The organism is Frigidibacter albus, assembly GCF_009908165.1.
Taxonomy (GTDB): domain Bacteria; phylum Pseudomonadota; class Alphaproteobacteria; order Rhodobacterales; family Rhodobacteraceae; genus Frigidibacter; species Frigidibacter albus.
Genome location: NZ_JAAAUC010000001.1, coordinates 461484 through 485487, shown reverse-complemented (window position 1 = coordinate 485487; position 24004 = coordinate 461484). Strand labels below are relative to the sequence as shown.

Annotated in this window: 25 protein-coding genes; 15 read left to right on the top strand and 10 right to left on the bottom strand. The window is 68.5% G+C overall.

All coding sequences use genetic code 11. From position 1 onward, the window contains the following. Positions 1-2 precede the first annotated feature (2 nt). The gene (locus tag GVY41_RS02180) at positions 3-782 is read right to left on the bottom strand and encodes a GNAT family N-acetyltransferase (RefSeq protein ID WP_161342921.1); all 780 of its coding nucleotides are present in this window, start codon (positions 780-782) and stop codon (positions 3-5) included. Between the two features lie 136 nt (positions 783-918). On the opposite strand from GVY41_RS02180, the gene GVY41_RS02175 reads away from it, so the two are divergent. Beyond that, complete coding sequence (locus GVY41_RS02175; RefSeq protein WP_161342919.1) at positions 919-2496, top strand: FAD-NAD(P)-binding protein; 1578 nt, start codon at positions 919-921, stop codon at positions 2494-2496. A 21-nt stretch (positions 2497-2517) separates the two neighbouring features. After that, positions 2518-2730, top strand: a complete 213-nt coding sequence (locus GVY41_RS02170) for a hypothetical protein (RefSeq protein WP_161342917.1) — start codon at positions 2518-2520, stop codon at positions 2728-2730. A 50-nt stretch (positions 2731-2780) separates the two neighbouring features. On the opposite strand, the gene GVY41_RS02165 is transcribed toward GVY41_RS02170, so the two are convergent. Next, positions 2781-3419, bottom strand: a complete 639-nt coding sequence (locus GVY41_RS02165) for an MlaC/ttg2D family ABC transporter substrate-binding protein (RefSeq protein ID WP_161342914.1) — start codon at positions 3417-3419, stop codon at positions 2781-2783. Continuing rightward, complete coding sequence (locus tag GVY41_RS02160) at positions 3409-4209, bottom strand: MlaA family lipoprotein (protein ID WP_229725908.1); 801 nt, start codon at positions 4207-4209, stop codon at positions 3409-3411. Before GVY41_RS02160 ends, GVY41_RS02165 begins: the two co-directional genes overlap by 11 nt. A 177-nt stretch (positions 4210-4386) precedes the next feature. On the opposite strand from GVY41_RS02160, the gene GVY41_RS02155 reads away from it, so the two are divergent. From GVY41_RS02155 to GVY41_RS02120, 8 genes are all read left to right on the top strand, one after another. Beyond that, the gene (locus tag GVY41_RS02155) at positions 4387-6096 is read left to right on the top strand and encodes a type I secretion system permease/ATPase (RefSeq protein ID WP_161342911.1); all 1710 of its coding nucleotides are present in this window, start codon (positions 4387-4389) and stop codon (positions 6094-6096) included. 28 nt (positions 6097-6124) lie between these two features. Further along, positions 6125-7411: an HlyD family type I secretion periplasmic adaptor subunit gene (locus GVY41_RS02150; protein WP_161342909.1), complete on the top strand. Its 1287-nt coding sequence runs from the start codon at positions 6125-6127 to the stop codon at positions 7409-7411. Between the two features lie 71 nt (positions 7412-7482). Next, positions 7483-7947: a RidA family protein gene (locus GVY41_RS02145; RefSeq protein ID WP_161342907.1), complete on the top strand. Its 465-nt coding sequence runs from the start codon at positions 7483-7485 to the stop codon at positions 7945-7947. Beyond that, positions 7947-8717: a glycerophosphodiester phosphodiesterase family protein gene (locus tag GVY41_RS02140; protein WP_161342905.1), complete on the top strand. Its 771-nt coding sequence runs from the start codon at positions 7947-7949 to the stop codon at positions 8715-8717. Before GVY41_RS02145 ends, GVY41_RS02140 begins: the two co-directional genes overlap by 1 nt. Positions 8718-8748: 31 nt before the next feature. After that, complete coding sequence (locus GVY41_RS02135; protein WP_161342903.1) at positions 8749-9939, top strand: GNAT family N-acetyltransferase; 1191 nt, start codon at positions 8749-8751, stop codon at positions 9937-9939. Between the two features lie 60 nt (positions 9940-9999). After that, positions 10000-10626 (top strand): glutathione S-transferase family protein, encoded by a 627-nt coding sequence (locus GVY41_RS02130; RefSeq protein ID WP_161342901.1) that lies wholly within the window; start codon positions 10000-10002, stop codon positions 10624-10626. Then, entirely contained in the window at positions 10623-10997 is a 375-nt protein-coding gene (locus tag GVY41_RS02125; RefSeq protein WP_161342899.1) for a 4a-hydroxytetrahydrobiopterin dehydratase, read from the top strand. Before GVY41_RS02130 ends, GVY41_RS02125 begins: the two co-directional genes overlap by 4 nt. A 67-nt stretch (positions 10998-11064) precedes the next feature. Beyond that, entirely contained in the window at positions 11065-11928 is an 864-nt protein-coding gene (locus GVY41_RS02120) for a mechanosensitive ion channel family protein (protein ID WP_161342897.1), read from the top strand. Positions 11929-11955: 27 nt separating this feature from the next. On the opposite strand, the gene GVY41_RS02115 is transcribed toward GVY41_RS02120, so the two are convergent. After that, positions 11956-12444, bottom strand: a complete 489-nt coding sequence (locus tag GVY41_RS02115) for a peroxiredoxin (RefSeq protein WP_161342895.1) — start codon at positions 12442-12444, stop codon at positions 11956-11958. Positions 12445-12528: 84 nt separating this feature from the next. On the opposite strand from GVY41_RS02115, the gene GVY41_RS02110 reads away from it, so the two are divergent. From GVY41_RS02110 to GVY41_RS02100, 3 genes are read left to right on the top strand one after another with little or no spacing between them, the layout of a single operon-like run. After that, entirely contained in the window at positions 12529-13743 is a 1215-nt protein-coding gene (locus tag GVY41_RS02110; RefSeq protein ID WP_161342893.1) for an NAD(P)/FAD-dependent oxidoreductase, read from the top strand. Next, positions 13740-14318 carry a 16S rRNA (guanine(966)-N(2))-methyltransferase RsmD gene (gene rsmD / locus GVY41_RS02105; RefSeq protein ID WP_161342891.1) on the top strand — a complete coding sequence of 193 codons (579 nt, stop codon included), beginning with the start codon at positions 13740-13742 and terminating at the stop codon, positions 14316-14318. The genes GVY41_RS02110 and rsmD overlap by 4 nt, the downstream gene beginning before the upstream one ends. Continuing rightward, on the top strand, positions 14315-14977 hold the full coding sequence (locus tag GVY41_RS02100) for an HAD family hydrolase (RefSeq protein ID WP_229725887.1): 663 nt from the start codon (positions 14315-14317) through the stop codon (positions 14975-14977). Before rsmD ends, GVY41_RS02100 begins: the two co-directional genes overlap by 4 nt. Before the next feature lie 253 nt (positions 14978-15230). On the opposite strand, the gene GVY41_RS02095 is transcribed toward GVY41_RS02100, so the two are convergent. After that, the gene (locus tag GVY41_RS02095) at positions 15231-15689 is read right to left on the bottom strand and encodes an Lrp/AsnC family transcriptional regulator (RefSeq protein WP_161342889.1); all 459 of its coding nucleotides are present in this window, start codon (positions 15687-15689) and stop codon (positions 15231-15233) included. A 151-nt stretch (positions 15690-15840) separates the two neighbouring features. On the opposite strand from GVY41_RS02095, the gene ald reads away from it, so the two are divergent. Beyond that, the gene (gene ald / locus GVY41_RS02090; protein ID WP_161342887.1) at positions 15841-16959 is read left to right on the top strand and encodes an alanine dehydrogenase; all 1119 of its coding nucleotides are present in this window, start codon (positions 15841-15843) and stop codon (positions 16957-16959) included. Positions 16960-16991: 32 nt separating this feature from the next. Here ald and mscL read toward each other — a convergent pair whose 3' ends face one another. Further along, on the bottom strand, positions 16992-17429 hold the full coding sequence (gene mscL, locus GVY41_RS02085) for a large conductance mechanosensitive channel protein MscL (protein WP_161342885.1): 438 nt from the start codon (positions 17427-17429) through the stop codon (positions 16992-16994). A gap of 167 nt (positions 17430-17596) precedes the next feature. Between mscL and GVY41_RS02080 the strand changes: the two genes are divergently transcribed. Continuing rightward, complete coding sequence (locus GVY41_RS02080; protein WP_161342883.1) at positions 17597-18292, top strand: glutathione S-transferase N-terminal domain-containing protein; 696 nt, start codon at positions 17597-17599, stop codon at positions 18290-18292. 154 nt (positions 18293-18446) lie between these two features. On the opposite strand, the gene pheT is transcribed toward GVY41_RS02080, so the two are convergent. The 4 genes from pheT to GVY41_RS02060 all read right to left on the bottom strand — a co-directional run bounded on the left by pheT (position 18447) and on the right by GVY41_RS02060 (position 23890). Further along, on the bottom strand, positions 18447-20843 hold the full coding sequence (gene pheT / locus GVY41_RS02075) for a phenylalanine--tRNA ligase subunit beta (RefSeq protein WP_161342881.1): 2397 nt from the start codon (positions 20841-20843) through the stop codon (positions 18447-18449). Further along, positions 20840-21289 (bottom strand): hypothetical protein, encoded by a 450-nt coding sequence (locus tag GVY41_RS02070; protein WP_161342879.1) that lies wholly within the window; start codon positions 21287-21289, stop codon positions 20840-20842. Before GVY41_RS02070 ends, pheT begins: the two co-directional genes overlap by 4 nt. Further along, positions 21290-22372, bottom strand: coding sequence for a phenylalanine--tRNA ligase subunit alpha (gene pheS, locus GVY41_RS02065; RefSeq protein WP_161342877.1), 1083 nt, complete (start codon positions 22370-22372; stop codon positions 21290-21292). Between the two features lie 105 nt (positions 22373-22477). After that, positions 22478-23890, bottom strand: coding sequence for an alanine/glycine:cation symporter family protein (locus tag GVY41_RS02060; protein ID WP_161342875.1), 1413 nt, complete (start codon positions 23888-23890; stop codon positions 22478-22480). Positions 23891-24004 lie beyond the last annotated feature (114 nt).

Below are 24004 nucleotides of genomic sequence, written 5' to 3'. Positions count from 1 at the left end.
GTTCAGGACCGCAGCGCGCCGGCAACGATCCTGTCGAACCGGCTGTCCATGCACACGCCCAGGTCGGTCGTCACGAACCGCCCGTCGAGGAACAGGCTGAAGATCGTGGCCGGTGTCGGTGCCGACTGCGCCGCCTCCACGCTGTCCAGCTTGACGATGGTCGGGGTCAGGCCCCGCTTGGCGCAGGTCTCTGCCAGCGAGGTTCCGATATGGAATTCGGTGAACGGGCAACGGTTGGAGTAATAGACCGTCACCCCCTTCGCCTCTGGCCCAGGGCCGGATCGGGCACTGTCTGCAAACTGCGGCCGCTCGGCGATGCCTGCCCCGTCTGCCGCCAGCGCCAGCAGCGTAAAGCCATTGTCCAGCGAGTCGACCTCGCGGAAGCCCTGCCGCAGCAGCCAGGCCCCGTCGCTCTGGAAATGCATCTTCTTGCGCGCCGCGATCGAGACCAGGCCGGCGCGGCCCAGCTTGCGGGCCTCCTCCAGCGCGGTCTGCAGCAGCGCCCGGCCATGCCCCTGCCCCTTGAACTGGCCCGAGACCCAGAAGCAGCCCATCACCATCCAGCCCGGTGCGATCACCGGCATCCAGGCCTGCTCGCCCGGGCCATACTCGATGAACACCTTGCCGCGGGCATCAAGGCGGCTGAAGCGGTAGCCGTGCGCATGCTGCTCGGCCAGCCAGCGCTTCTTGGCGCCGTAGCCCTGCGCGCATTTCCGGTCCGCGATCGCGCAGCAGATATGCTCGTGCTGCAGGCTCTCGGAGGTCAGGGTAAGGATAGTCATGGCGGCGCCCGTCGCGTGTATCCCTGCGCAGGGTAGCGCCACTGGCGTTGCCCCACCCTGATACAGATCAAGGGCCCCACCGCCCGGAACCTTGCCCCTCCCCGCGCGTTTCGGTGCTGCCAACATCCGGGACATCATGACACAGCGCATCGCAATCGTCGGCACGGGCCCGACCGGCATCTACACGTTGCAACAACTCCTTCAGTCCCCCGCCCCGCTTTCGGTGACGCTGTTCGAGAAGGCCGACAAGGCCGGCATCGGCATGCCCTATTCGCCCGAGACGGTCAGCAAGTCGATGCTCGCCAACATCGCCAGCATCGAGATCCCGCCGGTGACCACCTCCTATCTCGACTGGCTGGAGGATCAGCCCACCGGCAAGCTCGCCTCCTATGGCCTTGACGCGGAGGATCTGCATGACCGCCAGTTCACGCCCCGCCTGCTGCTTGGCGAGTATTTCCGCGACCAGCTGCTGACCCTGACCACCAGCGCCGGGCAGGCCGGCCACCAGATCGACATCTGCGAGCGCACCGAGGTGCTGGACATCCTCCCCACCGAGGACCGCCTCCTTCTGCACACGTCGCAGGGCGAGGCGGGCCCCTTCGACCGGGTGATCCTCGCCACCGGGCATGAGTTCCCGGATGAGGATGAAGCCAGCCGCACGTACTTCCCCAGCCCCTGGTCCGGCCTGATCGAGGCCGAGATCCCCGCCACCAGCGTCGGCATCATGGGTACCTCGCTCAGCGCCATCGACGCGGCGATGGCCGTGGCGGGCCAGCATGGCCGCTTCCGCCGCAAGGACGGGGAACTGAGCTTCCACCCTTCCGGCACCGGCCTGCAGATAACGCTGATGTCCCGCTCCGGGGTCCTGCCGGAGGCGGATTTCTACTGCCCCCTGCCCTACGAGCCGCTGGCGGTGATGACCGAAGCCGCCGTCGCCGCCTGCGCCAAGCAGCCCGAACCGCTGGACGCGCTGTTCGATCTGGTGCGCGCCGAGATCATGCAGGCCGATCCTGCCTATGCAATGCGCATCGGCCTTGGCGGGCTCGATGCCGACAGTTTCGCGGATGCCTATTTCGCCGCGCGCGAGGCGGCGGACCCGTTCCGCTGGGCGCGCAGCAACCTTGAGGAGGTAGAGCGCAACAAGGCCGACAAGGTCACCGTGCCCTGGCGCTATGCCCTGCTGCGGATGCATGAGCGGGTGGAAGAGATCGTGGCCGACCTGCCGGAACACGACCGCGAGCGGCTGGACAAGGGCCTCAAGAAGGTCTTCGTCGACAACTACGCCGCCGTCCCGTCCGAATCCATCCGCCGCCTGCTGGCCCTGCGCGATGCCGGGATCCTGTCGGTCCTGGCCTTGGGCGAGGATTATGACCTGACGCGGGAACAGAGCCGCACGGTCATTGAAACCGCCAGGGACACCCATGTCTTCCACGTGTTCATCGACGCCCGTGGCCAGAAGCCGCTCAGCAGCAAGGACATGCCCTTCCCTACCTTGCGCAGCGCCCTGCTGGACGCGGGGGAGGAGATCCCCGAGGTCGCCGAGGATTACAGCTTGATCGGCGCCAGGGGCTTTGCGGGCCGCGTCTTCCTCGGCTCGATTCCCTACCTGATGCATGACCGGCCCTTCGTGCAGGGCATCACCGCCTGCGCCGACATCGCCGAGGCCATCGCCAGCGGCGTCGCCACCCGCCGCCGCCGACGACTGGTCTCCTGACCCAAAGCAAGGAGCGACCCAATGGCCAAATTCGTGATCGTGATGGGGGCCGCGCCCCATATGAAGCTGCTGGCATCCGGCGAGGACTTCTCGACCTCCGGCGCGCCGATGGCCTTCGACAGCCATGACGCGGCCTATGACTACCTGCTGCGCCATACCGAGGACGCGCCCCTGAAGGGCGTGCGCGGCGAGATCGTCGAAGACCTGTCGCTGGAGGCCCAAGGCCCCGAATAGCAAAGGGCGGAGGTTTTCCCCCGCCCCGCTGCAAATCCTGTCAGGCGCCGTCAGCCCAATGCAGGCAGGTCGGCGATCAACTGGTCAAGGTTGCCGCGCCGCGCATCCAGAAGCGCGCCGATCTCGGTGCGTTCCGAGGCCAGCATGTTCACGCCCTCGATGATGATGTTGAAGAACAGGTCGCGCCCCGACCGGTCCGACACCTGGAAGCGCACCTCGAACGGCGCCTCGCCGCGCAGATAGGCGGTCGAGATGACCTCGTAGAAGCTTTTCACCTGCTGCGCGCCGGTGACCTCGATCTTGCCGCCGATGAACTCGCGGAACCGCCGGCCATACTTGCGCGAGATGTAGGTCTGGAAAGCGCGGGTGAAGGCCGCCATCTGCGCCGGGCTGGCCTGACGGGCCGCAACCCCCAGCGCACTTTGGGCAATGATCGCCACATCGGCATAGCGCGCGAAGATCTGCTCGAACGAGGCGAGCATCGCCGTCTCGCTCTGGCCCGAATTGATCACGCCGTTGATCTCGCCCACCGCGCGGTCGATCAGCGCCCGCGCCTCGGCAGTGTCCATCGCCAGCGCGCCGCGCGGCGCGAGCGCCGCAAAGGCCACGCCGCCGGCCAGCAGCATCATCACCGTGCGACGGGTCAGGCCGCGCGGCGCATCGGTGTCACGGGCAGTCTCACTGGCCATAGGGGTCATCATAGGGGTCATCGCTGTTGCTCTCCGCCTCGGTGCCAAGCTCGAACCGGCGGTTCTGAAGATACAGCAGCCGGGCCTGCGCATAGCTATCCGCACTTTCATAAAGAAGGGAGTCGATGGTGTCCGAATAGCGGTAACGATCACCGACAAGTGACAGCCCGTTCGCGCCCAGAACATAGTTGGATTCAGGCCTGTCGATAGACGAGTTCACCGGGTCGAGGAAGATGTCCACCACCGCCCCGACCGTATCGCGCACCGTCGAGGGCCCGCGCAGCGGCGTTTCCATATAGAAGCCCTCACCCGCGCCCCAGACATGCAACGTCTCGCCGAAATCGGTATCTTCCTCGGTCAGCCCCATGTCGGTGGCGGGGTCGAGGAACCCGCCCAGCCCGAAGGTGGAGTTCACGAGGAATCGGAAGCCGTTCTTGCCCGCAGGCTCGATCCGGCCCTGCAGAAGGTTGTTCACCACCGCCGCCGGCAGGCCGAGGTTGTCCGAGAAGTTGCTGATCCCACCGCGCACCGGCCCCGGCACCACCGTGCCATAGACCTGCGAGGCGGGACGAAGCACCACCCGGTCCACCCCCTTGTTGAACCCGTGAACCCGGCGGTTATGCGCCTCGGCCGGGTCGTTGAAGCCGGCATCACGGCTGACCACCTCGGCGCCTCCGCAGGCAGACAGCGCCAGCGCCGAGGCCAGAACGGCGGCCAGGACAGCCGGCTTGCGTCCACGGCGGGGGGCAGGGACAGCGCAGCGGGGGGCGGCGGCGACAGCAGGGGACAAACGGGTCAAAGGAATTCTCAATGCATTGGAGGGCATGGTTGCAAGATAGTCGCGGATGCGGCGAAGCCCAGCCCCACCTGCCGCATTGCAGCGGCGCTTGTGGCAATCGGGTGACAAACTCGGCGCCTTTCGGCGGATCGCCGCCGCATCGCGCCGCGGCCAGGTAGGGAGACGCGCGTGACGCGACACGACACAGCGGCAGACGGGACCGGCCCGCGCGCGGCCCTGACCGAAAGCCGCAGTGCATTGGCGGCGGTGGTTCTGTTCTCGGCCGCCGGAAACCTCTTGCTGCTGACGGGTCCGATCTTCGTCATGCAGGTCTATGACCGGGTGCTTGGCGCGCAGTCGGTCGAGACCCTGACGGCGCTGGGGCTGATCGCCGTGACCTGCTATGCCGCCATGGTTGCGCTCGATGCCCTGCGCGGACGGATCATCGCCCGCATCGGCGCAAGGCTGCGCGCGCGGCTGGAGCCGCGGGTGCTGGAGGCCGCGCTCGGCCGGGGCGCCGCGCCCGATGCGGTTGCCGATCTTGAGGCGTTGCAGCGGGCGCTGTCGCTGCCGGTGGCCGGCGCGCTGATGGACCTGCCCTGGGTGCTGGTGTTCCTGCTCCCGCTTTTCGCCTTTCACCCGCTGCTGGGGGGGCTTGCACTGGCCGGCGGCGCGCTGCTGGTCGCCATCGCCGCCAGCAACCGCGCCGTCCTCCGCGCCCCGCTCGCCGCCGCGCAGACCGATGCCGAGGCCGAGGCGCGGCTGGCAGCCCGCCTTGCGGCAGAGCCGGAAACGCTGGCCGCCCTCGGCCTGGGCCCGGCGGCGCTCGCGCGCTGGCAAGGCCTGCGCGACACCGCCCTGCGCAGCGCGCTGCGCCTGTCCGATCGCGCCGGTCTGCATGCCGCGCTGGCGCGGGGCGCACGGCAGGCAATGCAATCGGTGCTGCTTGGCGCCGCGGCCTGGCTGGTACTGCGCGGCGAGATCGGCGCCGGCGCGCTGTTCGCAAGCTCGGTGCTGGCGGCTCGGGCGCTGGCCCCGATCGAGCAGGTCATCGCCGGCTGGCCCGCCCTGCAAAATGCCGCCGCAGGCTGGGCTCGGCTCTCTGCTGCCCCGGCCGCGCCCTCCCGCCTTCAGCACGCCCGGCCGACGCACCTGCCCCGCCCTCCGGCCATGCTGGAGGTGCAGCAGCTTGCAGTGGTCCCCCCCGGCGCGGCAGGCCCGGTGCTGCGCGGCCTCTCGTTCCGGCTGGACGCGGGGCAGGTGCTCGGGGTGATCGGCAATTCCGGCGCCGGCAAGACCACGCTTCTGCGCGCGCTGACCGGCGCCTGGCCCATCGCCGCGGGAACGGTGCGGTTTGGCGGCGCCGCCCTTGACCAGTATGGCCCCGGCCTCGCCTCGCTGATCGGCCATGTCCCGCAACGCGTCCCGCTGTTCGAGGCCAGCCTTGCCACCAACATCGCCCGGCTGGACCCCTCGCACGACCCGGCCGCAGTGATCGCCGCCGCCCGCCGCGCCGGCGCGCATGAGATGATCCTGGCCCTGCCCCGCGGCTATGACACCGCAATCGAAGAGAGCGGTGCCCCCCTGTCGGTCGGCCAGATCCAGCGCATCGGCCTCGCCCGCGCGCTGTTCGGCGCCCCGCTGCTGCTGCTGCTCGACGAAGCCGACGCAGGGCTTGATACCGCAGGCGAGGCGGCCCTGGCCGAGGCGATCCGCACCCATCGCGCCGCCGGCGGCATGACCGTGCTCAGCGCCCACCGTCCCGCCGCGGTGCGGGGCTGCGATCTGCTGCTGATGCTCGAAGGCGGCCAACTGCGCGCCTTCGGCCCGCGAGAGGACGTGTTGCGCCAGGCGCTGGCAAAGCCGCCCCCGCCCCGCAAGACCGGATGCGCCGCATGAGCCGGCATCCCGCGCAAAGCGCCCCGGCATGAGGCGCGATGACCCCGCCCTTGCCGTCCGCGGCCCGGCCCTCGCCGGCGCGCTGGTGCTGGTGCTGCTGGCGGCCGGCCTGGCGGCATGGTCGGCGCTGGCACCGCTTTCGGGCGCCATCATCGCCCCCGGCCGGGTCGAGGTGCAGCAGCGTGCCCAGGTGGTGCAGCACCCAGATGGCGGTGTCGTCGCCGAGATTCTGGTGGCAGAGGGCGACAGGGTGGCGGCTGGGACCGTGCTGATCCGTCTCGACGGCGCCGCCCTGCGATCCGAGCTTGCCATCGTCGAAGCGCTCTATGTCGAGCATCTCGCCCGCCGCGGGCGGTTGGAGGCGGAACGCGTCGGCGCCGCCAAGCTGGCCATGCCGGCCGAGCTTGCCCCCCTCTCCCGCGCCGATTTCACCGCGCTGATCGACGGACAGACCCGGTTCTTCGCCGCCCGCGCGGAAACCGCCGCGGCCGAAGCCGCCCTCCTTGACCGCCGCGCAAGCCAGATCGCCGCCCGCAGCGAGGGCATTGCCGCCGAACGTGCCGCCCTCCTCCGCCAGCAGGCGCTGATTGCCGAGGAACTGGCGGGCCAGCGCAGCCTGCTGGACCGCGGCCTTGCGCAATCGGCCCGCGTTCTGGCGCTGGAACGCGAGGCCGCCCGCCTCGATGGCCGCGCCGGAGAGCTTGCCGCCGCCGCCGCCGAGGCCGAGGCCCGCCACAGCGAGACCCTGATCGAGGCGCTACGCCTGCAGGCCAGTCGGCGCGAGGAGGCAGAGGCCGGCCTGCGCGACCTTGCCGCCAGCGAGATGGAACTGGCCGAGCGGCGGGGCGCCCTGCTGCTGCGCCTCGGCCAGCTCGACCTGCGCGCCCCCGCCGCCGGCATCGTCCACGCGCTGCAGGTGACCACCCCCCGCGCCGTGATCCGCCCGGCCGAGCCGGTGCTGCACCTTGTCCCGCAAGACCGGCCGCTGCTGGTGGCGCTGCGGATCCCGGCGGGCAAGATCGGCCACGTCCAGCCCGGCCAGACCGTCAGCCTCCGCCTGCCCGGCCCCGGCGCCGGCATTGGGCAAAACCCCACCGGCCAGATCGCCCGCATCTCACCCGACGCCCTGCAGGACAGCGCCGAGACCCCCGCCTTCTTCCGTGCCGAGGTCGAGGTGACCGCCGGCCCCGGCACCGAAGCGCTGACCCCCGGCCTGCCGGTCGAGGGCTTCATCGCCACCCGCCCGCAGCCCCCGCTGGCGCTGCTGCTGGGTCCGCTCACCCGCTATTTCGCCCGCGCCTTCCCGGCGGGGTGACGGTTCCGGGGTTCCGCCCGGCCCCGCCCGGCGCTAGCCTCCGCCGCAACGCGACTCGCAAAGGACATGCCATGACCGGAACCATCGACGCCAGACTGACCAGCCTTGGCCTGACCCTGCCGGACGCCCCCGCCCCGGCTGCCAACTATGTGCCCTATGTTCAGGTCGGCGATCTGGTCTTCGTCTCGGGACAGATCAGCCAGGGCCCCGATGGGCTCATCATCGGCAAGCTGGGCGATGACCTGACGGTGGCCGACGGGGTGGAGGCTGCCGGCCGCTGCGGCCTGTCGCTGCTGGCCCAGGCCCGCGCGGCCTGCGGCGGCGATCTGGACCGGATCGTACGGGTGGTGAAGCTCACCGGCTTCGTCAACTCCACGCCGGACTTCACCGACCAGCCCGAGGTCATCAACGGCTGCTCGAACCTGATGGTCGAGGTTCTGGGCGATGCCGGCCGCCATGCCCGCGCCGCGGTCTCGGCCCCCTCGCTGCCCCGCGGCGTGGCGGTGGAGATCGAAGCGATTTTCCAGGTCCGCTGATGCCCGCCCCCCTGCACCCGGATTTCCTGCGCCTACCCATCGCCCACCGCGCCCTGCATGACCGGGCGGCGGGCCGCCCCGAAAACAGCCGCGCCGCCATCCGCGCCGCGGTGCAGGCCGGCTACGGGATCGAGATCGACCTGCAGCCCTCGGCCGAGGGCACCCCGATGGTGTTCCATGACTACGACCTCAAGCGCCTCACCGGCCAGTCCGGCCCGATCCGCACCCACAGCGCCGCCGATCTGGGCGCCCTGCCGCTTTTGGGCGGCGACGAGGGGATCCCCACCCTCGCCGAAGTGCTGGCGCTGGTCGCGAGCAAGGTTCCGCTGCTGGTGGAGATCAAGGACCAGGACGGCGCGATGGGGCCAAATACCAACGGGTTCGAGGCAACGGTGGCCGAGGTGCTCAAAGGCTACCAGGGCCCGCTCGCGGTGATGTCCTTCAACCCCCACGCCGTCACCGCCTTCGCCGCCGCCGCCCCCGGTGTCACCGTCGGCCTGACCACCAGCGCCTATGACCCCGCCGACTGGGCGCCCCTGCCCGCGCAAATCTGCGACCGCCTGCGCGAGATCCCCGACTACACCAGCAGCGGCGCCAGCTTCATCTCGCACGAACACGGCGACCTCACCCGCCCCCGCGTGGCCGAACTGCACGCGGCGGGCGCAGCCATCCTGTGCTGGACGATCCGCTCCCCCGAGGCGGAGGCAGCCGCCCGCAGCCTCGCACAGAACATCACCTTCGAAGGTTACGCCGCGCCATTCCCGGCTTGACGCCGCGGCGCGGCACCCCACCTGTGGTGCCATGAGCGGCACAATCGAAATCACCGTCCTGACCGGCATCGACGGTATCCCTGCCGCAGAGTGGGATGCCTGCGCCTGCCCCGAAACCTTAGGCGAAGCGGCAAGCGGCCGCCCCGCCGACCCCTTCACCACCCATCGCTTCCTGCACGCGCTGGAGGCGTCGGGCTCCGTCGTCCCCGGCACCGGCTGGACGCCCCGCCACCTCGTCGCGCGCAGCGGCGGCCGCACCATCGCCGTCATGCCGCTCTACGCCAAATCCCACAGCCAGGGCGAATACATCTTCGACCACGGCTGGGCCGACGCGTGGGAGCGGGCGGGCGGCAGCTACTACCCCAAACTGCAATCGGCGGTGCCCTTCACTCCCGCCACCGGCCGCCGCTTCCTCACCGCGCCGGGCCATGAGGCCACGGGCGCCGGTGCCCTCGTGCAGGCCACCGTCCAATTCGCCGCCGAAAACCGGCTCTCCTCGGCGCATATCACCTTCTGCACCGAGGCCGAGGCGCTGGCCGGCGCCGAAATGGGCCTGCTCCACCGCATCACCCAGCAATTCCACTGGGAGAACCGCGGCTATGAGGGTTTCGCCGCCTTCCTCGCCGACCTCTCCTCGCGCAAGCGCAAGACCATCCGCAAGGAACGCGAGCGCGCGCAGGAGTTCGGCGGCAGCATCACCGCCCTGACCGGCGACGCGCTGCAACCCCACCACTGGGACGCGTTCTGGGAGTTCTACCAGGACACCGGCAGCCGCAAATGGGGCCGCCCCTACCTGACCCGCGCCTTCTTCGACATCGCGCAGGAGACCTTGCGGGGCGACATCCTGCTGGTGCTGGCCGAGCGCGAAGGCCAGCCCGTCGCCGGCGCGCTCAACTTCATCGGCCGCGATACGCTCTATGGCCGCTACTGGGGCGCCATCGAGGATCACCCCTGCCTGCATTTCGAATGCTGCTACTACCGCGCCATCGACTGGGCCATCGCCCAGCGCCTTGCCCGGGTCGAGGCCGGCGCGCAGGGCGAGCACAAGCTGGCGCGCGGCTATCTGCCCAGCCCGGTGCATTCGCTGCACTGGATCGGGGATCCCGGCTTCCGCAAGGCGGTGGCGCAGTATCTGCGCGCCGAACGCGCCGCGGTGGATGAAGAAATCGAGGTGCTGACCGGCTATGGCCCGTTCCGGCGGACCGGCGCCGAAGCCGACTGAAACCCCGCGCCGCCCAGCCGGGTTTGCGCTAGCATCGCCGCGAACCAACGGAGACTCACCATGCAAGGCAAGCTGACGCTCTACACCAACCCGATGTCGCGCGGCCGCATCGCCCGCTGGATGCTGGAGGAGGTGGGCGAGCCCTATGACACGGTGGTGCTGGCTTACGGCGAGGGCATGAAATCCCTTGCCTATCTGGCGATCAACCCGATGGGCAAGGTGCCGGCCCTCACCCATGGCAGCCGCACCGTCACCGAAGGCGCCGCCATCTGTGCCTATCTGGCCGACGCCTTCCCGCAAGCGGGCCTTGCTCCGGCGCTGGATGACCGCGCCGATTATTACCGCTGGCTGTTCTTCACCTCCGGCCCGCTGGAGGCTGCGGTGACGAACCACTCCGTAGGCTGGGATCCCGACACGGAACGCGGCCGCATGTTCGGATATGGCAGCTATGACGCCGCCGTGGATGCGCTGGATGCGCTCCTGTCGGCGCAGACCCATGTCACGGGCGAGACCTTCACCGCCGCCGATGTCTATGTCGGCGCAGCCGTCAGTTGGGGCCTCGGCTTCGGCACCCTGCCGAGGCGCCCGGCCTTCGAGGCCTACGCCGCCCGCGTCACCAGCCGCCCCGCCTACCTGCGCGCCACCGCGCTCGACGATGCGCTGATGCCCCCGAAGGAGCCGAAATGACCGCCCCCCTCACCGAGGCCGAACGGCAAGACCACCTCCCCGCGCTCGGCCAGACCGGCTGGGGCGCGATCCCGGAACGCGACGCGATCCGCAAGATCTGGAAGTTCCGCAGCTTCTCCGAGGCCTGGGGCTTCATGTCCCGCGCCGCGCTGGCGGCAGAAAAGGCCAACCACCACCCCGAATGGTCCAACATCTACAACGTGGTGGATGTGACGCTGACCACCCATTCCGCAGATGGCCTCTCGATGCTCGACATCGACCTCGCCCGGAAGATGGACAAGCTGGCAGGGAGCGAGGCAGAGGTGCAGCGCGACCATTCCGAGCCGGTAGAATGCCTGTGCAAGCTGCATCATGGACAGGCCCCCGGCTGATCGGGAACCCTCCCCGCCGCCCCCGCGTTCGGTCCCCGACTGCCACGCTGCGCGAAACGGGGGACTTATGGACGGCTTCAACCTCAACGGCTTCGTCACCGACGAACGGGTGACCCTCGCCATCGCCATGGCGCTGAACGTCATCTACGCCATCGTCATCTTCGCCGTCGCCCTCACCGTCGCCGGATGGGCCCGCCGCCGGGTGGAAGGATTCGCCCGCCGCCACCCGCGCGTCGATGCCACGCTCTTCGGCTTCCTCGGCAATGTGGTGAAATACACCATCATGGTGATGGCGCTGATCTTCGTGCTCAGCCGCTTCGGCATCCAGACCGCCTCGCTGGTCGCGGTCATTGGCGCCGCCGGCCTCGCCATCGGCCTCGCGCTGCAAGGCACGCTGTCGAACCTCGCCGCCGGGGTGATGCTGGTGATGTTCCGCCCGTTCCGCGTGGGGGATTATATCGAGGCCGGCGGGCAGGCGGGATCGGTCCGCGAAATCTCGCTCTTCTACACCGAGATGGCGAGCTACGATGGCCTCCAGATCATCATGCCCAACAGCGACATCTGGTCCTCGGCGATCAAGAACTACACCACCAACCCGACGCGGATGATGGACCTGACCATCGGCGTCTCCTACGGCAGCGACCTGCAGATCGCGCAGGAGGTGCTGGAGCGGATCGCCCATTCCGACCCCCGCGCCCTGCAAGACCCCGCCCCCTTCGTCAAGGTCAAGGAGCTGGGCGCCAGCTCGGTCGATTTCGTGTTCCGGGTCTGGGCCAACCGCGCCGACTGGTGGGCGCTAAAATGCGACCTGACCCGAAGGATTAAGGAGGAATTCGACGCCGCTGGCGTGGACATCCCCTTCCCCACGCAGACGCTGGTCTACGACCCCGCCAAGCCGGAAGACGGCCCCCGCCCCCTTCTGGTGGACTAAGGGCGCCGCACCCGGCGCCCCCCATTTTCAGATCGCGTCCAGCATTGCCTCGCCGCCCGACACCTCGCACTGGCCCGGGGACGCTTCCCTGTGCAGCACCTTCACCACACCGTCCTCGACCAGCATCGCATAGCGGGCCGAGCGGTTGATGAGGCCGACGGGGGGCGCCGTGAACCCCATCCCGATCGCCGTGGTGAAGTTGCTCTCCGCATCCGCCAGCATGGTGATCCCGGCTTCCGCCGCGCCGGTCACCTCGCCCCAGGCCTTCATCACGAAGGGGTCGTTGACGGAGATGCAGATGATCTCGTCCACGCCCTTCTCGTCGAACTTCGCCTTGCTGCGCACGAAGCTCGGCACATGCGCCGTGGTGCAGACCCCGGTATAGGCCCCCGGCACCGCAAAGATCACTACCTTGCGCCCGGCCAGCTTCGCGGCCAGATCCACCTGTTCCGGCCCATTGTCGCCAACCTGCAGCAGCACCGCCTCCGGCAGCTTGCTTCCCTCGGAAATCGTCATGCAGCACTCCCTCGCGCGTTGTGTTTCCCTGTCCCCCGGTTATAGGCTCGCCCCCGCTTCCGGACCAGCAAAAGGCGTCGCAAAATGGCAGGCATCGTAATCGTGGGGGCCGGGCAGGCCGCAGCCTCGCTGGCCGCCAAGCTGCGCGCGCTTGGCCATAGCGGGGACCTCACCCTCATCGGCGACGAGCCTGTGGCGCCCTACCAGCGCCCGCCCCTCTCCAAGGGCTACCTGCTGGGAGAGATGCCCCTGGACCGCCTCGCCCTCCGCGCCCCCGCCTTCTGGGCCGATCAGGGCGTGACGCTGCAGCTTGGCACCCCCGCTACCGCCATCGACCCGGCCGCGAAGACGGTGACCTACGGGACCCAGACGCTTCCCTACGACCAGCTCGCGCTGACCACCGGCGCCCGCCCCCGCCGCCTGCCGCCCGCGCTTGGCGGCGACCTCGCCGGCGTCTTCGCGGTGCGCAACCTCGCCGATGTCGACGCCATGGCCCCGCTCTTCCGCCCCGGCGCGCGGCTGCTGATCGTCGGCGGCGGCTATATCGGGCTGGAGGCGGCGGCGGTTGCCGCCAAGCTGGGCCTGAGCGCCACCCTGATCGAAGCCGCCCCCCGCATCCTCGGCCGCGTCGCCAGCGCCGAGACCGCGGGTTGGTTCCGCGCCCTGCACCGCAGCCACGGCGTCACCATCCGCGAGGGCACCGGGCTGGACCGCCTGCTGGGCGAGAGCCATGTCACCGGCGCCCTGCTGGCTGATGGCACAGAAATCGCGGCCAATTTCGTCATCCTCGGCATCGGCGTCATGCCCGAAACGGCTCTGGCCGAGGCGGCAGGCCTGACCGTCCTCAACGGCATCGCCACCGACGTATATGGCCGTACCTCCGACCCCGCCATCTGGGCCGCGGGCGATTGCGCCTCCTTCCCGCTGCCCGGCGATGCCACCGGCGCCCGGCTGCGGCTGGAAAGCGTCGGCAATGCCATCGACATGGCCGAGACCGTCGCCGCCAACATGCTGGGCGCCGCGCAGCCCTATATCCCGAAACCGTGGTTCTGGTCCGACCAATACGACGTGAAGCTGCAGATCGCCGGCCTGAACACCGGGCATGACCGGGTCATCACCCGTCCCGGCACCGGCAATGGCATCTCCTTCTGGTACTACGCCGGCGACACCCTTCTGGCCGTCGATGCCGCGAACGATGCCCGCGCCTACATGATCGGCAAGCGCCTGATCGAGGCCGGGCGCTCGCCGGCGCCTGCCGCCATCGCCGACCCCGCCACCGACCTGAAAGCCCTGCTATGAGGATCATCGGCGGCGAAAAGCGCGGGCTGAAGCTGGCCGAGGTCGGCGCAGGGGATGAGGCCGCGCATCTGCGCCCCACCACCGACCGGGTGCGCGAGTCGATCTTCAACCTGCTCATCAACGGCGCCCATGTCGCAGCCTCGGGCGGCAACCCGATCCCCGGCGCGCGGGTGCTCGACCTCTTCGCCGGCACCGGCGCCCTGGGGCTGGAGGCGCTCAGCCGCGGCGCCGCCCATGCCGCCTTCGTCGATGACGGCACCGCCGCCCGCGCGCTCCTGCGCCGCAATATCGAGCTGACACGGGCCATGGGCGTCACCGATGTCTGGCGCCGCGATGCCACCAAGATGGGCCCAAACCGCGGCCCGCGCTTCGACCTGGTATTCCTCGACCCGCCCTATGGCAAACGGCTGGGCGAAGCTGCCCTCGCCTCCTGCATCGCCGGCGGCTGGCTCGTCCCCGGCGCGGTCGTGGTCTGGGAAGACAGCACCCCGCCGCTGCCCCCCGAAGGCTTCACCCTGCTCGACCAGCGCAAATACGGCGAGACCACCATCACCCTGCTGAAAGCCTCCGAATGACTGACGCCGCCATGACCTTTGATGCCATTCTCTTCGACTGCGACGGCGTGCTGGTCGACAGCGAGCCGATGACCTTCACCCTGCTGGGCGAGGATCTGGCCCGCTTCGGCCTGCCCCTGTCGCACAGCGAGATGGAGCATCTGTTCATCGGCGGCACCATCGCCGGCGTCGGCCAGCGCGCCACGGAACTGGGTGCGCGCCTCCCCGAAGGCTGGGTCGCCGATTTCTACGAACGGCTCTATGCGAGGCTCGCCCTTGGCACCGACCTTGTGCCGGGCATCGAGGCCGTGCTGGACCGGCTCGACGCCGCCGGCCTGCCCTATGCCGTCGGCTCCAACGGCACCGGCCACAAGATGCAGGTGACGCTCGGCCAGCACCCCGGCCTCTGGGCGCGGCTGGAAGGGCGGATGTTCTCGGGCCAGGATCTCGGCTGCCCCAAGCCCGCCCCCGGCCTCTACCTCCACGCCGCCGCCGCCCTTGGCGCGGCCCCGTCCCGCTGCGCGGTGATCGAGGACAGTGCGACCGGGGCAAGGGCAGCGAAGGCGGCGGGCATGGCCTGCTTCGGCTACGCCGCCACCGGCAGCGGCGTGGCACTGGCGGCAGAGGGCGCGACGGTGTTCAGCTCGATGGCAGACCTGCCAGCGCTGCTGGGTATCTAAGGGTGCCCCCCCTCTCTTGCCCGGAATCAAGGCGCCTTGGCGCCGCCGGGCAGCGCCCGACCGCCCCCTCGGGCGGGCGCTCCTCAACGCCTGCGCCCAGAACACCGGGGAGAGATGCCGCACCATAAAGCGCCTAGAACTGGCGTCGCAGCGCCCGCCCGGCGGTCAGGCCCTACCCTCTGACAGACCACCGCTCGCTGCATAAACAGCCATATGAAAACCATACAGGTTCCATACGCTTTCCAGACGCTGCCTAAACCGGAATCGCGGTCGTCTGCTGCACCGTGCGCAGCGCAAAGGACGAATGCATCTGCGCCACCCCCGGCAACCGCGCCAGATGCTGCCGGTGGATGCGCGCAAAATCCTCGGTATCCTGCGCCACAACCTTCAACAGGTAATCCGCCGTGCCCGCCATCAGATGGCATTCCAGCACGTCGGGGATTTTTTTCACTTCGCGTTCAAAGGCTTCCAGAACCTCATCCGCCTGCCCCTGCAAGGTGATCTCGACAAACACCGTCGTCGGCCGCCCCAGCCTTCGGGCATTCAGCAGCGCCACATAGCTGCCGATGAACCCTTCCTCCTCCAGCCGCTGCACCCGCCGATGGCAAGCCGAGGGCGACAGGTTCACCCGCTCCGACAGCTCGGCATTGGTGATCCGCCCCTGTTTTTGCAGAACGGTCAAAATCCGCCGGTCCGTCGCGTCAAGATCCATATTCGTGCAACTTTCTGTCGGCTTTTGCCAGTTTCACCGAAGATTACGCGCAAGCGAGCCCCTGCACCACCCCTTCTTTTCAAAGCATCCACCCCTGACCTGCGCCAAACTTAACCTACAGTTAGTCAAGGTTACTCAGGGAGGAGAGACCATGAAGATCGGCTGCCCCAAGGAAATCAAACCCCAGGAATACCGCGTCGGCCTGACCCCGGATGCCGCCCGCGAGGCCAAGGCGCATGGCCATGAAATCGCAGTGCAATCCGGCGCCGGCCTCGGCGCGGGATTCGCCGATGACGACTACACCGCCGCCGGAGCCCGCATTCTGGACACCGCCGAAGAGATCTTCGCCTGGGCCGACCTCATCATAAAAGTTAAGGAACCCCAATCCGCCGAGCGTAAAATGCTCCGCGAAAACCAGGTCCTCTTCACCTATCTCCACCTCGCCCCCGACCCCGACCAGACCCGCGACCTGCTCGCCTCCGGCGTCACCGCCATCGCCTATGAAACCGTCACCGACCGCGCCGGCGGCCTGCCTCTGCTGGCCCCGATGTCCGAAGTCGCCGGCAAACTCGCCCCCCAGGTCGGCGCCTGGACGCTGCAAAAGGCCAATGGCGGCCGCGGCGTCCTGCTCGGCGGCGTCCCCGGCGTCGCCCCCGCCCGCGTCACGGTCATCGGCGGCGGTGTCGTCGGCACCCATGCCGCCCGCGTCGCCGCCGGGATGGGGGCCGCCGTCACCGTGCTCGACCGCTCGCTGCCGCGGCTGCGCTATCTGGATGATGTGTTCGGCGGCCAGTTCCGCACACTCTATGCCAGCGCCGCCGCCACCGCGGCCGAGGTCGCCGCCGCCGATCTGGTCATCGGCGCGGTGCTGGTCCCCGGCGCTGCCGCCCCGAAGCTGGTCACGCGCGAGCAGCTGAAGACCATGAAACCCGGCGCCGCGATCGTCGATGTCGCCATCGACCAAGGCGGCTGCTTCGAGACCTCGCGCGCCACCACCCACCAGGATCCGATCTACGAGGTCGACGGGATCCTGCATTACTGCGTCGCCAACATGCCCGGCGCCGTGGCCCGCACCTCGACCCTCGCGCTTGGCAACGCGACGATGCCGTTCCTGCTGGCGCTGGCGGGCAAAGGCTGGCGCCGCGCCTGCGAGGAGGATGAACACCTGCTCGCAGGGCTCAACACCCATGCCGGCCACCTGACCTATGCGGCGGTGGGCCGGGCGCTGGCCATCGACGTGCTCTCACCCCGGTTGGCGCTGAAGGCCTAAACAGGTCGCTCCCGGTGGGAGCGACCCCCGCCTCAGGCGGCGCGCGACTTCAGCAGGTCGCGGATCTCGGCCAGCAACTGCTCGGACGAGGGCGCGACCGGCTTGTCCTCCGGCGGCGCCTCCTCGGCCTTGCGTGCCGCGGTTTCCTTGACGCGGTTCACCAGCTTGACCAGCAGGAACACCACGAAGGCGACGATCAGGAAGTTGATCACCGCGGTCAGGAAGGCCCCGTAGGCAAAGACCGCCGCCCCCGCCTCGCGTGCGGCGGCAAGGCTGGCGAACTCGCCGTCGCCCAGGTTGACGAACAGGTTCGAGAAGTCGATCCCGCCGGTAATCACGCCGATGATCGGGTTGATCAGATCGGCCACCATCGAGCTGACGATCGCGGTGAACGACGCACCGATGATGATGCCCACCGCCATGTCCATGACATTGCCGCGGGCGATGAAGTCCCTGAACTCTTTCAACATTCTACTGTCCTCTGTTCTTGTCCCACCGGCAGCCGCCTTCCTTCATGTGCAGCTGCGCAGGTGAACGCTATCAGATTGCGCACCAAGAGGCGGGTTCTTTTCGCGCCGCCGCATCACTACGTTTACCGCCGATGCCGAGCCCCCACAGCCCCCGCACAGGAGCGCCCATGACCGACCTTTCCACCTTCCCGATCACCCGAAAATGGCCGCCGCGCGACCCTGCCGCGATCCAGCTTTACTCGCTGCCGACCCCGAACGGCGTGAAGATCTCGATCATGCTGGAGGAGACCGGCCTGCCCTATGACGCGCATCTTGTGTCCTTCGACAGCAAGGACCAGTTCAGCCCCGAATTCCTGTCGCTGAATCCCAACAACAAGATCCCCGCGATTCTCGACCCGATGGGGCCGGACGGCCAGCCGATGCCGCTGTTCGAAAGCGGCGCGATCCTGATCTATCTGGCCGAGAAGTCGGGGATGCTGCTGCCGACCGGCGCCGCGCGCTACGAAGTGCTGCAATGGCTGATGTTCCAGATGGGCGGCGTCGGGCCGATGTTCGGCCAATACGGCTTCTTCCACGCCTTCGCCGGGAAAGAGATCGAAGACCCCCGCCCCCGCCAGCGCTATGCTGATGAGGCCAAGCGGCTTCTGGGCGTGATGGAGCGGCAGCTGGAGAGGCGCGACTGGATCGCGGGTGACTATTCCATCGCCGATATCGCCATCGCCCCCTGGCTCTGGGGCGCGCGGAAATACTACAAGATGGATGCCGAGGTGGAGTGGGGCTCGCTGACCAATGTGCCCGCCTATCTGGACCGCTTCCTTGCTCGTCCGGCCGTTCAGCGGGGGCTGGAGCAGCCGCCGCGCTGACAGGTGGCGGCGCAGGGGCGCTGCCCCCAAGGACCTTGCGGCCCTCCCCCCCGGGATATTTGCGAAAGGCAAAGGGGCAGGATCGCACCTGCCCCTTCTTGCTGGCTAAAATATCCCACGGGGGTGCGGGGGTGTGAAACCCCCGCTGCCGCCCTCAGCCGCGCAGGCTGCCGCCGGTTGCCTTGGCCACCTTCTCGATGATCTTCGCCGACACCGCCGCGATCTCTTCCTCGGTCAGGGTGCGCGCCTGCGGTTGCAGGCGCACGGTGATCGCCAGCGATTTCTTGCCCGCGCCCATCTGCGCCTCGGCCTTCTCGCCCGCGAACTGGTCGAAGACCCGCACACTTTCGATCAGCGCCTTGTCGGCGCCTGCGGCGGCGTTGACGAGGGTCAGCGCCTCCACCCCGGCATCGACCACGAAGGCGAAGTCGCGGTCGACGGATTGCAGGTCCGACAGCACCAGCGCGGGGCGGGTCGGGGTCTTGGCTTTCGGGAAGGGCGCCGCCTCGAGGAACAGGGTGAAGGCCACCGCCGGGCCCTTCACATCCATCGCGCGCAGCACCTTGGGATGCACCTCGCCAAAGGCACACAGCACCTTCGGCCCAAGCGCCATCGCGCCGGACCGGCCGGGATGGCCCCAGCCCGGGCCCTTGCGGGTGATCTGCACCTTGGCGGGCGCGCCGATGGCCGACAGCACCGCCTCGGCATCGGCCTTGGCGTCGTAGATATCCACCGGGCGGCGGCTGGCGAAGGTGTCGCGCGGGGCGCTGGCGCCGATCAGCAGGCCGGCGGCTTGCAGATGCTGCTCTCCCGGTTCGCCGCCGTGGAAGGCGGGGCCGACCTCGAAGAGGGCGAGATCGGCAAAGCCGCGCGCCTGGTTGCGCGCCGCCGCGGCCAGCAGGCCGGGCAGCAGGTCGGGGCGCATATGGGTCATTTCCGACGAGATCGGGTTCTCGATCCGGGCCGCCTCCTCGCCCCCGCCGAACAGCTCGGCGCTGGCGCGGTCGATGAAGCTGTAGGTGACGCATTCGTTGTAGCCAAGCGCCGCCAGCATCCGCCGCGCGGCGCGCTCGCGCACTTGCATCGGCGTCAGGATCGTGCCCGGCACCCCGGCATCGCCGCGCAGCAGCGGCTTGCCGACCAGCTTGGTCAGCGAGGCGATGCGGGCGACTTCCTCGATCAGGTCCGCCTGCCCCAGCACATCGGGGCGCCAGCTTGGCGGGGTCGCCATGTCGCCCTCCAGCGTGAAGCCAAGCGCCTCCAGCGTGGCGCGCTGCTCGGCCTCGGGGATGTCCATCCCCACCAGGCTGACCACGCGGGCCGGGTCGAGCCGGTAGGCGCGGGTGGTATCCGGCGCGGCGCCCGCCACCACCACATCCGAAGCCTCGCCGCCGCACAGATCCAGGATCATCCGTGTCGCCAGCTCGATCCCGTCCGCGGTGAAGGCCGGGTCGATGCCGCGTTCAAAGCGGTAGCGGGCATCGGAGTTGATGCGCAGGGCCCGGCCGGTGGTGGCCGTCAGGATCGGGTCGAAGAACGCCGCTTCGAGGAACACCTCGGTGGTGGCTTCGGAACAGCCCGACGCCTCGCCCCCCATCACGCCGCCAAGGCTTTCCACCCCGGCATCGTCGGCGATCACGGTCATCCCCGGCCGCAGCGCGTAGGTCTTGCCGTCCAGCGCAAGAAGGCTCTCGCCCTCCAGCGCGGACCGCACCACCAGCCCGCCCTGCACCTTGCCCGCGTCGAAGACATGCAGCGGGCGGTTCAGGTCGAAGGTGAACAGGTTGGTGATATCCACCAGCGCCGAAATCGGCCGCAGCCCGATGGCGATCAGCCGGCGTTGCAGCCAGTCGGGGCTGGGGCCGTTGGTCACGCCGCGGATCACCCGGCCGACGAAATGCGGGCAGGCCGTGTCCGCCACTTCGGGCGCCAGCGTCACCGACACCGGGCAGGGGAAGGCCCCCGGCACCGGCACCACCTCCAGCGGCTTCAGCGTGCCAAGGCCGCGCGCCGCCAGATCGCGGGCGATGCCGCGCACGCCAAGCGCGTCGGGGCGGTTCGGGGTGACCTTGATATAGACCATCGGGTCGTTCAGCCCGGCATAGTCGATATAGCGCTGGCCGACCTGCGCATCCTCGGGCAGCTCGATGATGCCCTCATGATCGTCGCTGACCTCCAGCTCGCGGCCCGAGCACATCATGCCCTGGCTCTCGATGCCGCGGATCTTGCCGACCTGGATGGTGGTGTCGATCCCCGGCACATAGTCGCCGGGCTTGGCCACCACGACGCGGATCCCCGCCCGCGCATTCGGCGCGCCGCAGATGATCTGCCGTTCGCCCTCATCCGTCTGCACGGTGCAGACGCGCAGCTTGTCGGCATCGGGGTGCTTTTCGGCGGCGGTGATCAAGCCGATGGTGAAGCGGCCCAGCGTCTCCTCGGGGTTCTGCACCTCCTCGACCTCGAGGCCAAGATCGGTGAGCGCATAGAGGATCTCGTCGAGACTGGCGCTCGTGTCGAGATGGGATTTGAGCCAGGAGAGGGTGAATTTCATGGGTTCGTCCTTTTCAGGGCCTTCGATACCAGCGCATCCCACTCGTTGTCGGAAAAGCGTTCCCAGCCACAAGCCGGTTTATAGCGATCAGCGAATGCTTGAAGATCGCCAGCAGTCCCGCCAAAAGCAGCGCGCGCAGCGCGCTTTCCCTCATATACGCTTGAGTAGAGCATCTTGAGTTGAGAGTTGACTTGGAGCAGCTCTTGGGACTGACGTTCTGTCAGCACTGTGCTCCAACACAGTTCGCCAATGCCATCTTCCACAATTTCTCGGAATGCCAAGAGCGCAGAGATGACGCTCTCGTCAGATGAAATTCCAGCTTCGCGCATAGTTTCAAACTGAGGTAAGAGATCATCAATAGCGTGGAAGTTTTGGTACAAAATCTTGATCTGCGAGAGCCTCAACTTGCGCTCGGACCATCCCTTAAACTTGTCCAGCCATCCCATCTACCTGCTCAACCCCCCGAACACCGACGGCATGTCCAGCGCCGAAAACCCATAGTGCCGCAGCCAGCGCAAATCGCTCTCGAAGAACGCGCGCAGGTCCGGGATGCCGTATTTCAGCATGGCGATCCGGTCGATGCCCATGCCGAAGGCGAAGCCCTGCCACTCGGCCGGGTCCACTCCGGCGGCGGACAGCACCTTGGGGTGGACCATGCCCGATCCCAGGATCTCCATCCAGCTGTCGCCCTGGCCGATCTTCAGCTGGCCACCTTCCCAGGAACAGCGGATATCCACCTCGGCCGAGGGTTCGGTGAAGGGGAAATGGCTGGCGCGGAAGCGCAGCTCGACCTCGGGCACCTCGAAATAGGTGCGGCAGAATTCTTCCAGCACCCATTTGAGGTTGGCCATGCTGATGTCGCGGTCGATGGCGAGGCCCTCGACCTGATGGAACATCGGGGTATGGGTCTGGTCCATGTCCATGCGGTAGACGCGGCCGGGGGCGATCACCCGGATCGGCGCGCCCTGTGCGGCCATGGCGCGGATCTGCACCGGGCTGGTATGGGTGCGCAACACATGCGGCGGCCGGTTGTCACCGGCACCGCGGGCCATGAAGAAGGTGTCATGCTCCTGCCGCGCCGGATGCTCGGGCGGGATGTTCAGCGCGTCGAAGTTGAACCAGTCGCTTTCGATCTGCGGCCCCTCGGCCACGGCAAAGCCCATGTCGGCGAAGATCGCGGTCACTTCCTCGGTCACCTGGCTGACCGGGTGGATGGTGCCCATGCGGCGGGGGCGGCCCGGCAGGGTCACGTCCAGCCATTCGGCGCGCAGGCGCTCGTCCAGCGCGGCATCGGACAGCGCGGCCTTCTTGCCGCGCAGGGCTGCGTCAATCTCGTCCTTCAGCAGGTTCAGCGCGGCGCCGGTGGTCTGGCGCTGCTCGGGCGTCATCTGGCCAAGCTCGCGCATCTTCAGGCTGATCTCGCCCTTCTTGCCAAGGGCGGCAAGGCGCAGATCCTCGAGGGCTGCCTCATCCCCCGCGGCGGCGACGCCTTCGAGATACTTGCGCTTGAGAGCGTCCAACCCGTCCATGTTCCATCTCCGGCACTGTGCGGCGCTTTGCTAGCACAGAGGGGCGGGGATGCAAATGCGGGGAAAGGGGAAAACGCCCCGCCCGCGAAGGGCGGGGCGAAGCGCTCACTTCCAGATTTCGGTATCCACACCGCGCGCGATGGCGGGGTGCTGGCCGACATGGAACTTGGGCATGGAGCCCGCCTTGCGCTGGCGCAGGTAATCCGCGGTCAGCGCCGACACCGTGCCCGACAGTGCCACGATGGCGATCAGGTTGATGGTCGCCATCAGGCCCATCGAGGCATCGGCAAAGTCGAACACCGTCGCCACCGTCTGCAGCGAACCCCAGATCACCATCGCCAGCGCCGCGACCCGCAGCACGGTCAGGCCGGTGGTGTTGCCCTGCCCCAGGAACACCATCGCATTCTCGGCATAGGCATAGTTGCCGATGATCGAGGTGAAGGCGAAGAACAGGATGGCGATCGCCACGAACCAGCCGCCCGCGACGCCGAAGTGATGCACCAGCGCCTGCTGCGTCAGCGCGGTTCCGGTGATACCCGACCCCGGCTCCAGCACGCCCGACAGCAGGATCATCACCGCAGTGGCGGTGCAGACAAGGATGGTGTCGATGAACACCCCTAGCGCCTGCACGAAGCCCTGCGAGGACGGGTGATGCGGGTCCGGCATCGCCACGGCGGCGATGTTGGGGGCCGATCCCATGCCCGCCTCGTTCGAGAACAGGCCGCGCTTGATGCCGTTCAGCGCCGCGGCAGCAACGCCGCCCGCGATGCCGCCCGCGGCCTCGGTCAGGCCAAAGGCGCTGGCGAAGATCTCGGCAATGACGCCCGGCACGGCAGAGAGGTTGGTCAGCATCACCCAGATCGCCAGCAGCAGATAGGCGCCCGCCATGAACGGCACCACCACCTCGGCCACCGAGGCGATCTTGCGGATGCCGCCAAAGATGACCACGCCTGCGACCGTGGCGATGATCAGCCCGGCCAGCCATTTCGGCACCCCGAAGGCGCCCTGGAACGCATCCGCGATGGAGTTCGCCTGCACCGCATTGAACACGAGCCCGAAGGACAGGATCAGGCAGACCGAGAACACCGCCCCCAACCAGGGCAGGCCAAGGCCCTTGGAGATGTAGAAGGCCGGCCCGCCGCGATACATGCCGTTGGGGCCATGGGTCTTGTAGAGCTGCGCAAGACTGCTTTCGGCATAGGCGGTGGCCATCCCGACCAGCGCCACCATCCACATCCAGAAAATCGCCCCGGCCCCGCCAAGGTACAGCGCCACGGCCACCCCGGCGATGTTGCCGGTGCCGACGCGCGAGGCAAGGCTGATGGTCAGCGCCTGGAACGGGGTGATGCCGTTCTTGTCGGCCGAGCTCGATCCGGTCACGCAGCGGAACATCTCGATGAAATGGCGGAACTGCACGAAACCGAGCCGGACGGTGAAATAGGCGCCCACGGCCAGCAGGCCATAGATCAGGATATATCCCCAGAAGATGGTGTTCAGAAAGCCGATGAGTGCCGTCATGTGCTGTCCCTTCGCTGCACTGGCCATCTTTGCCGGTGGCCTGAGGGGAAGCGTGCATGGAAGGGACGACCGGCTCAACAGAATTTACATATCTGTCACACATGTTTTCGGAGC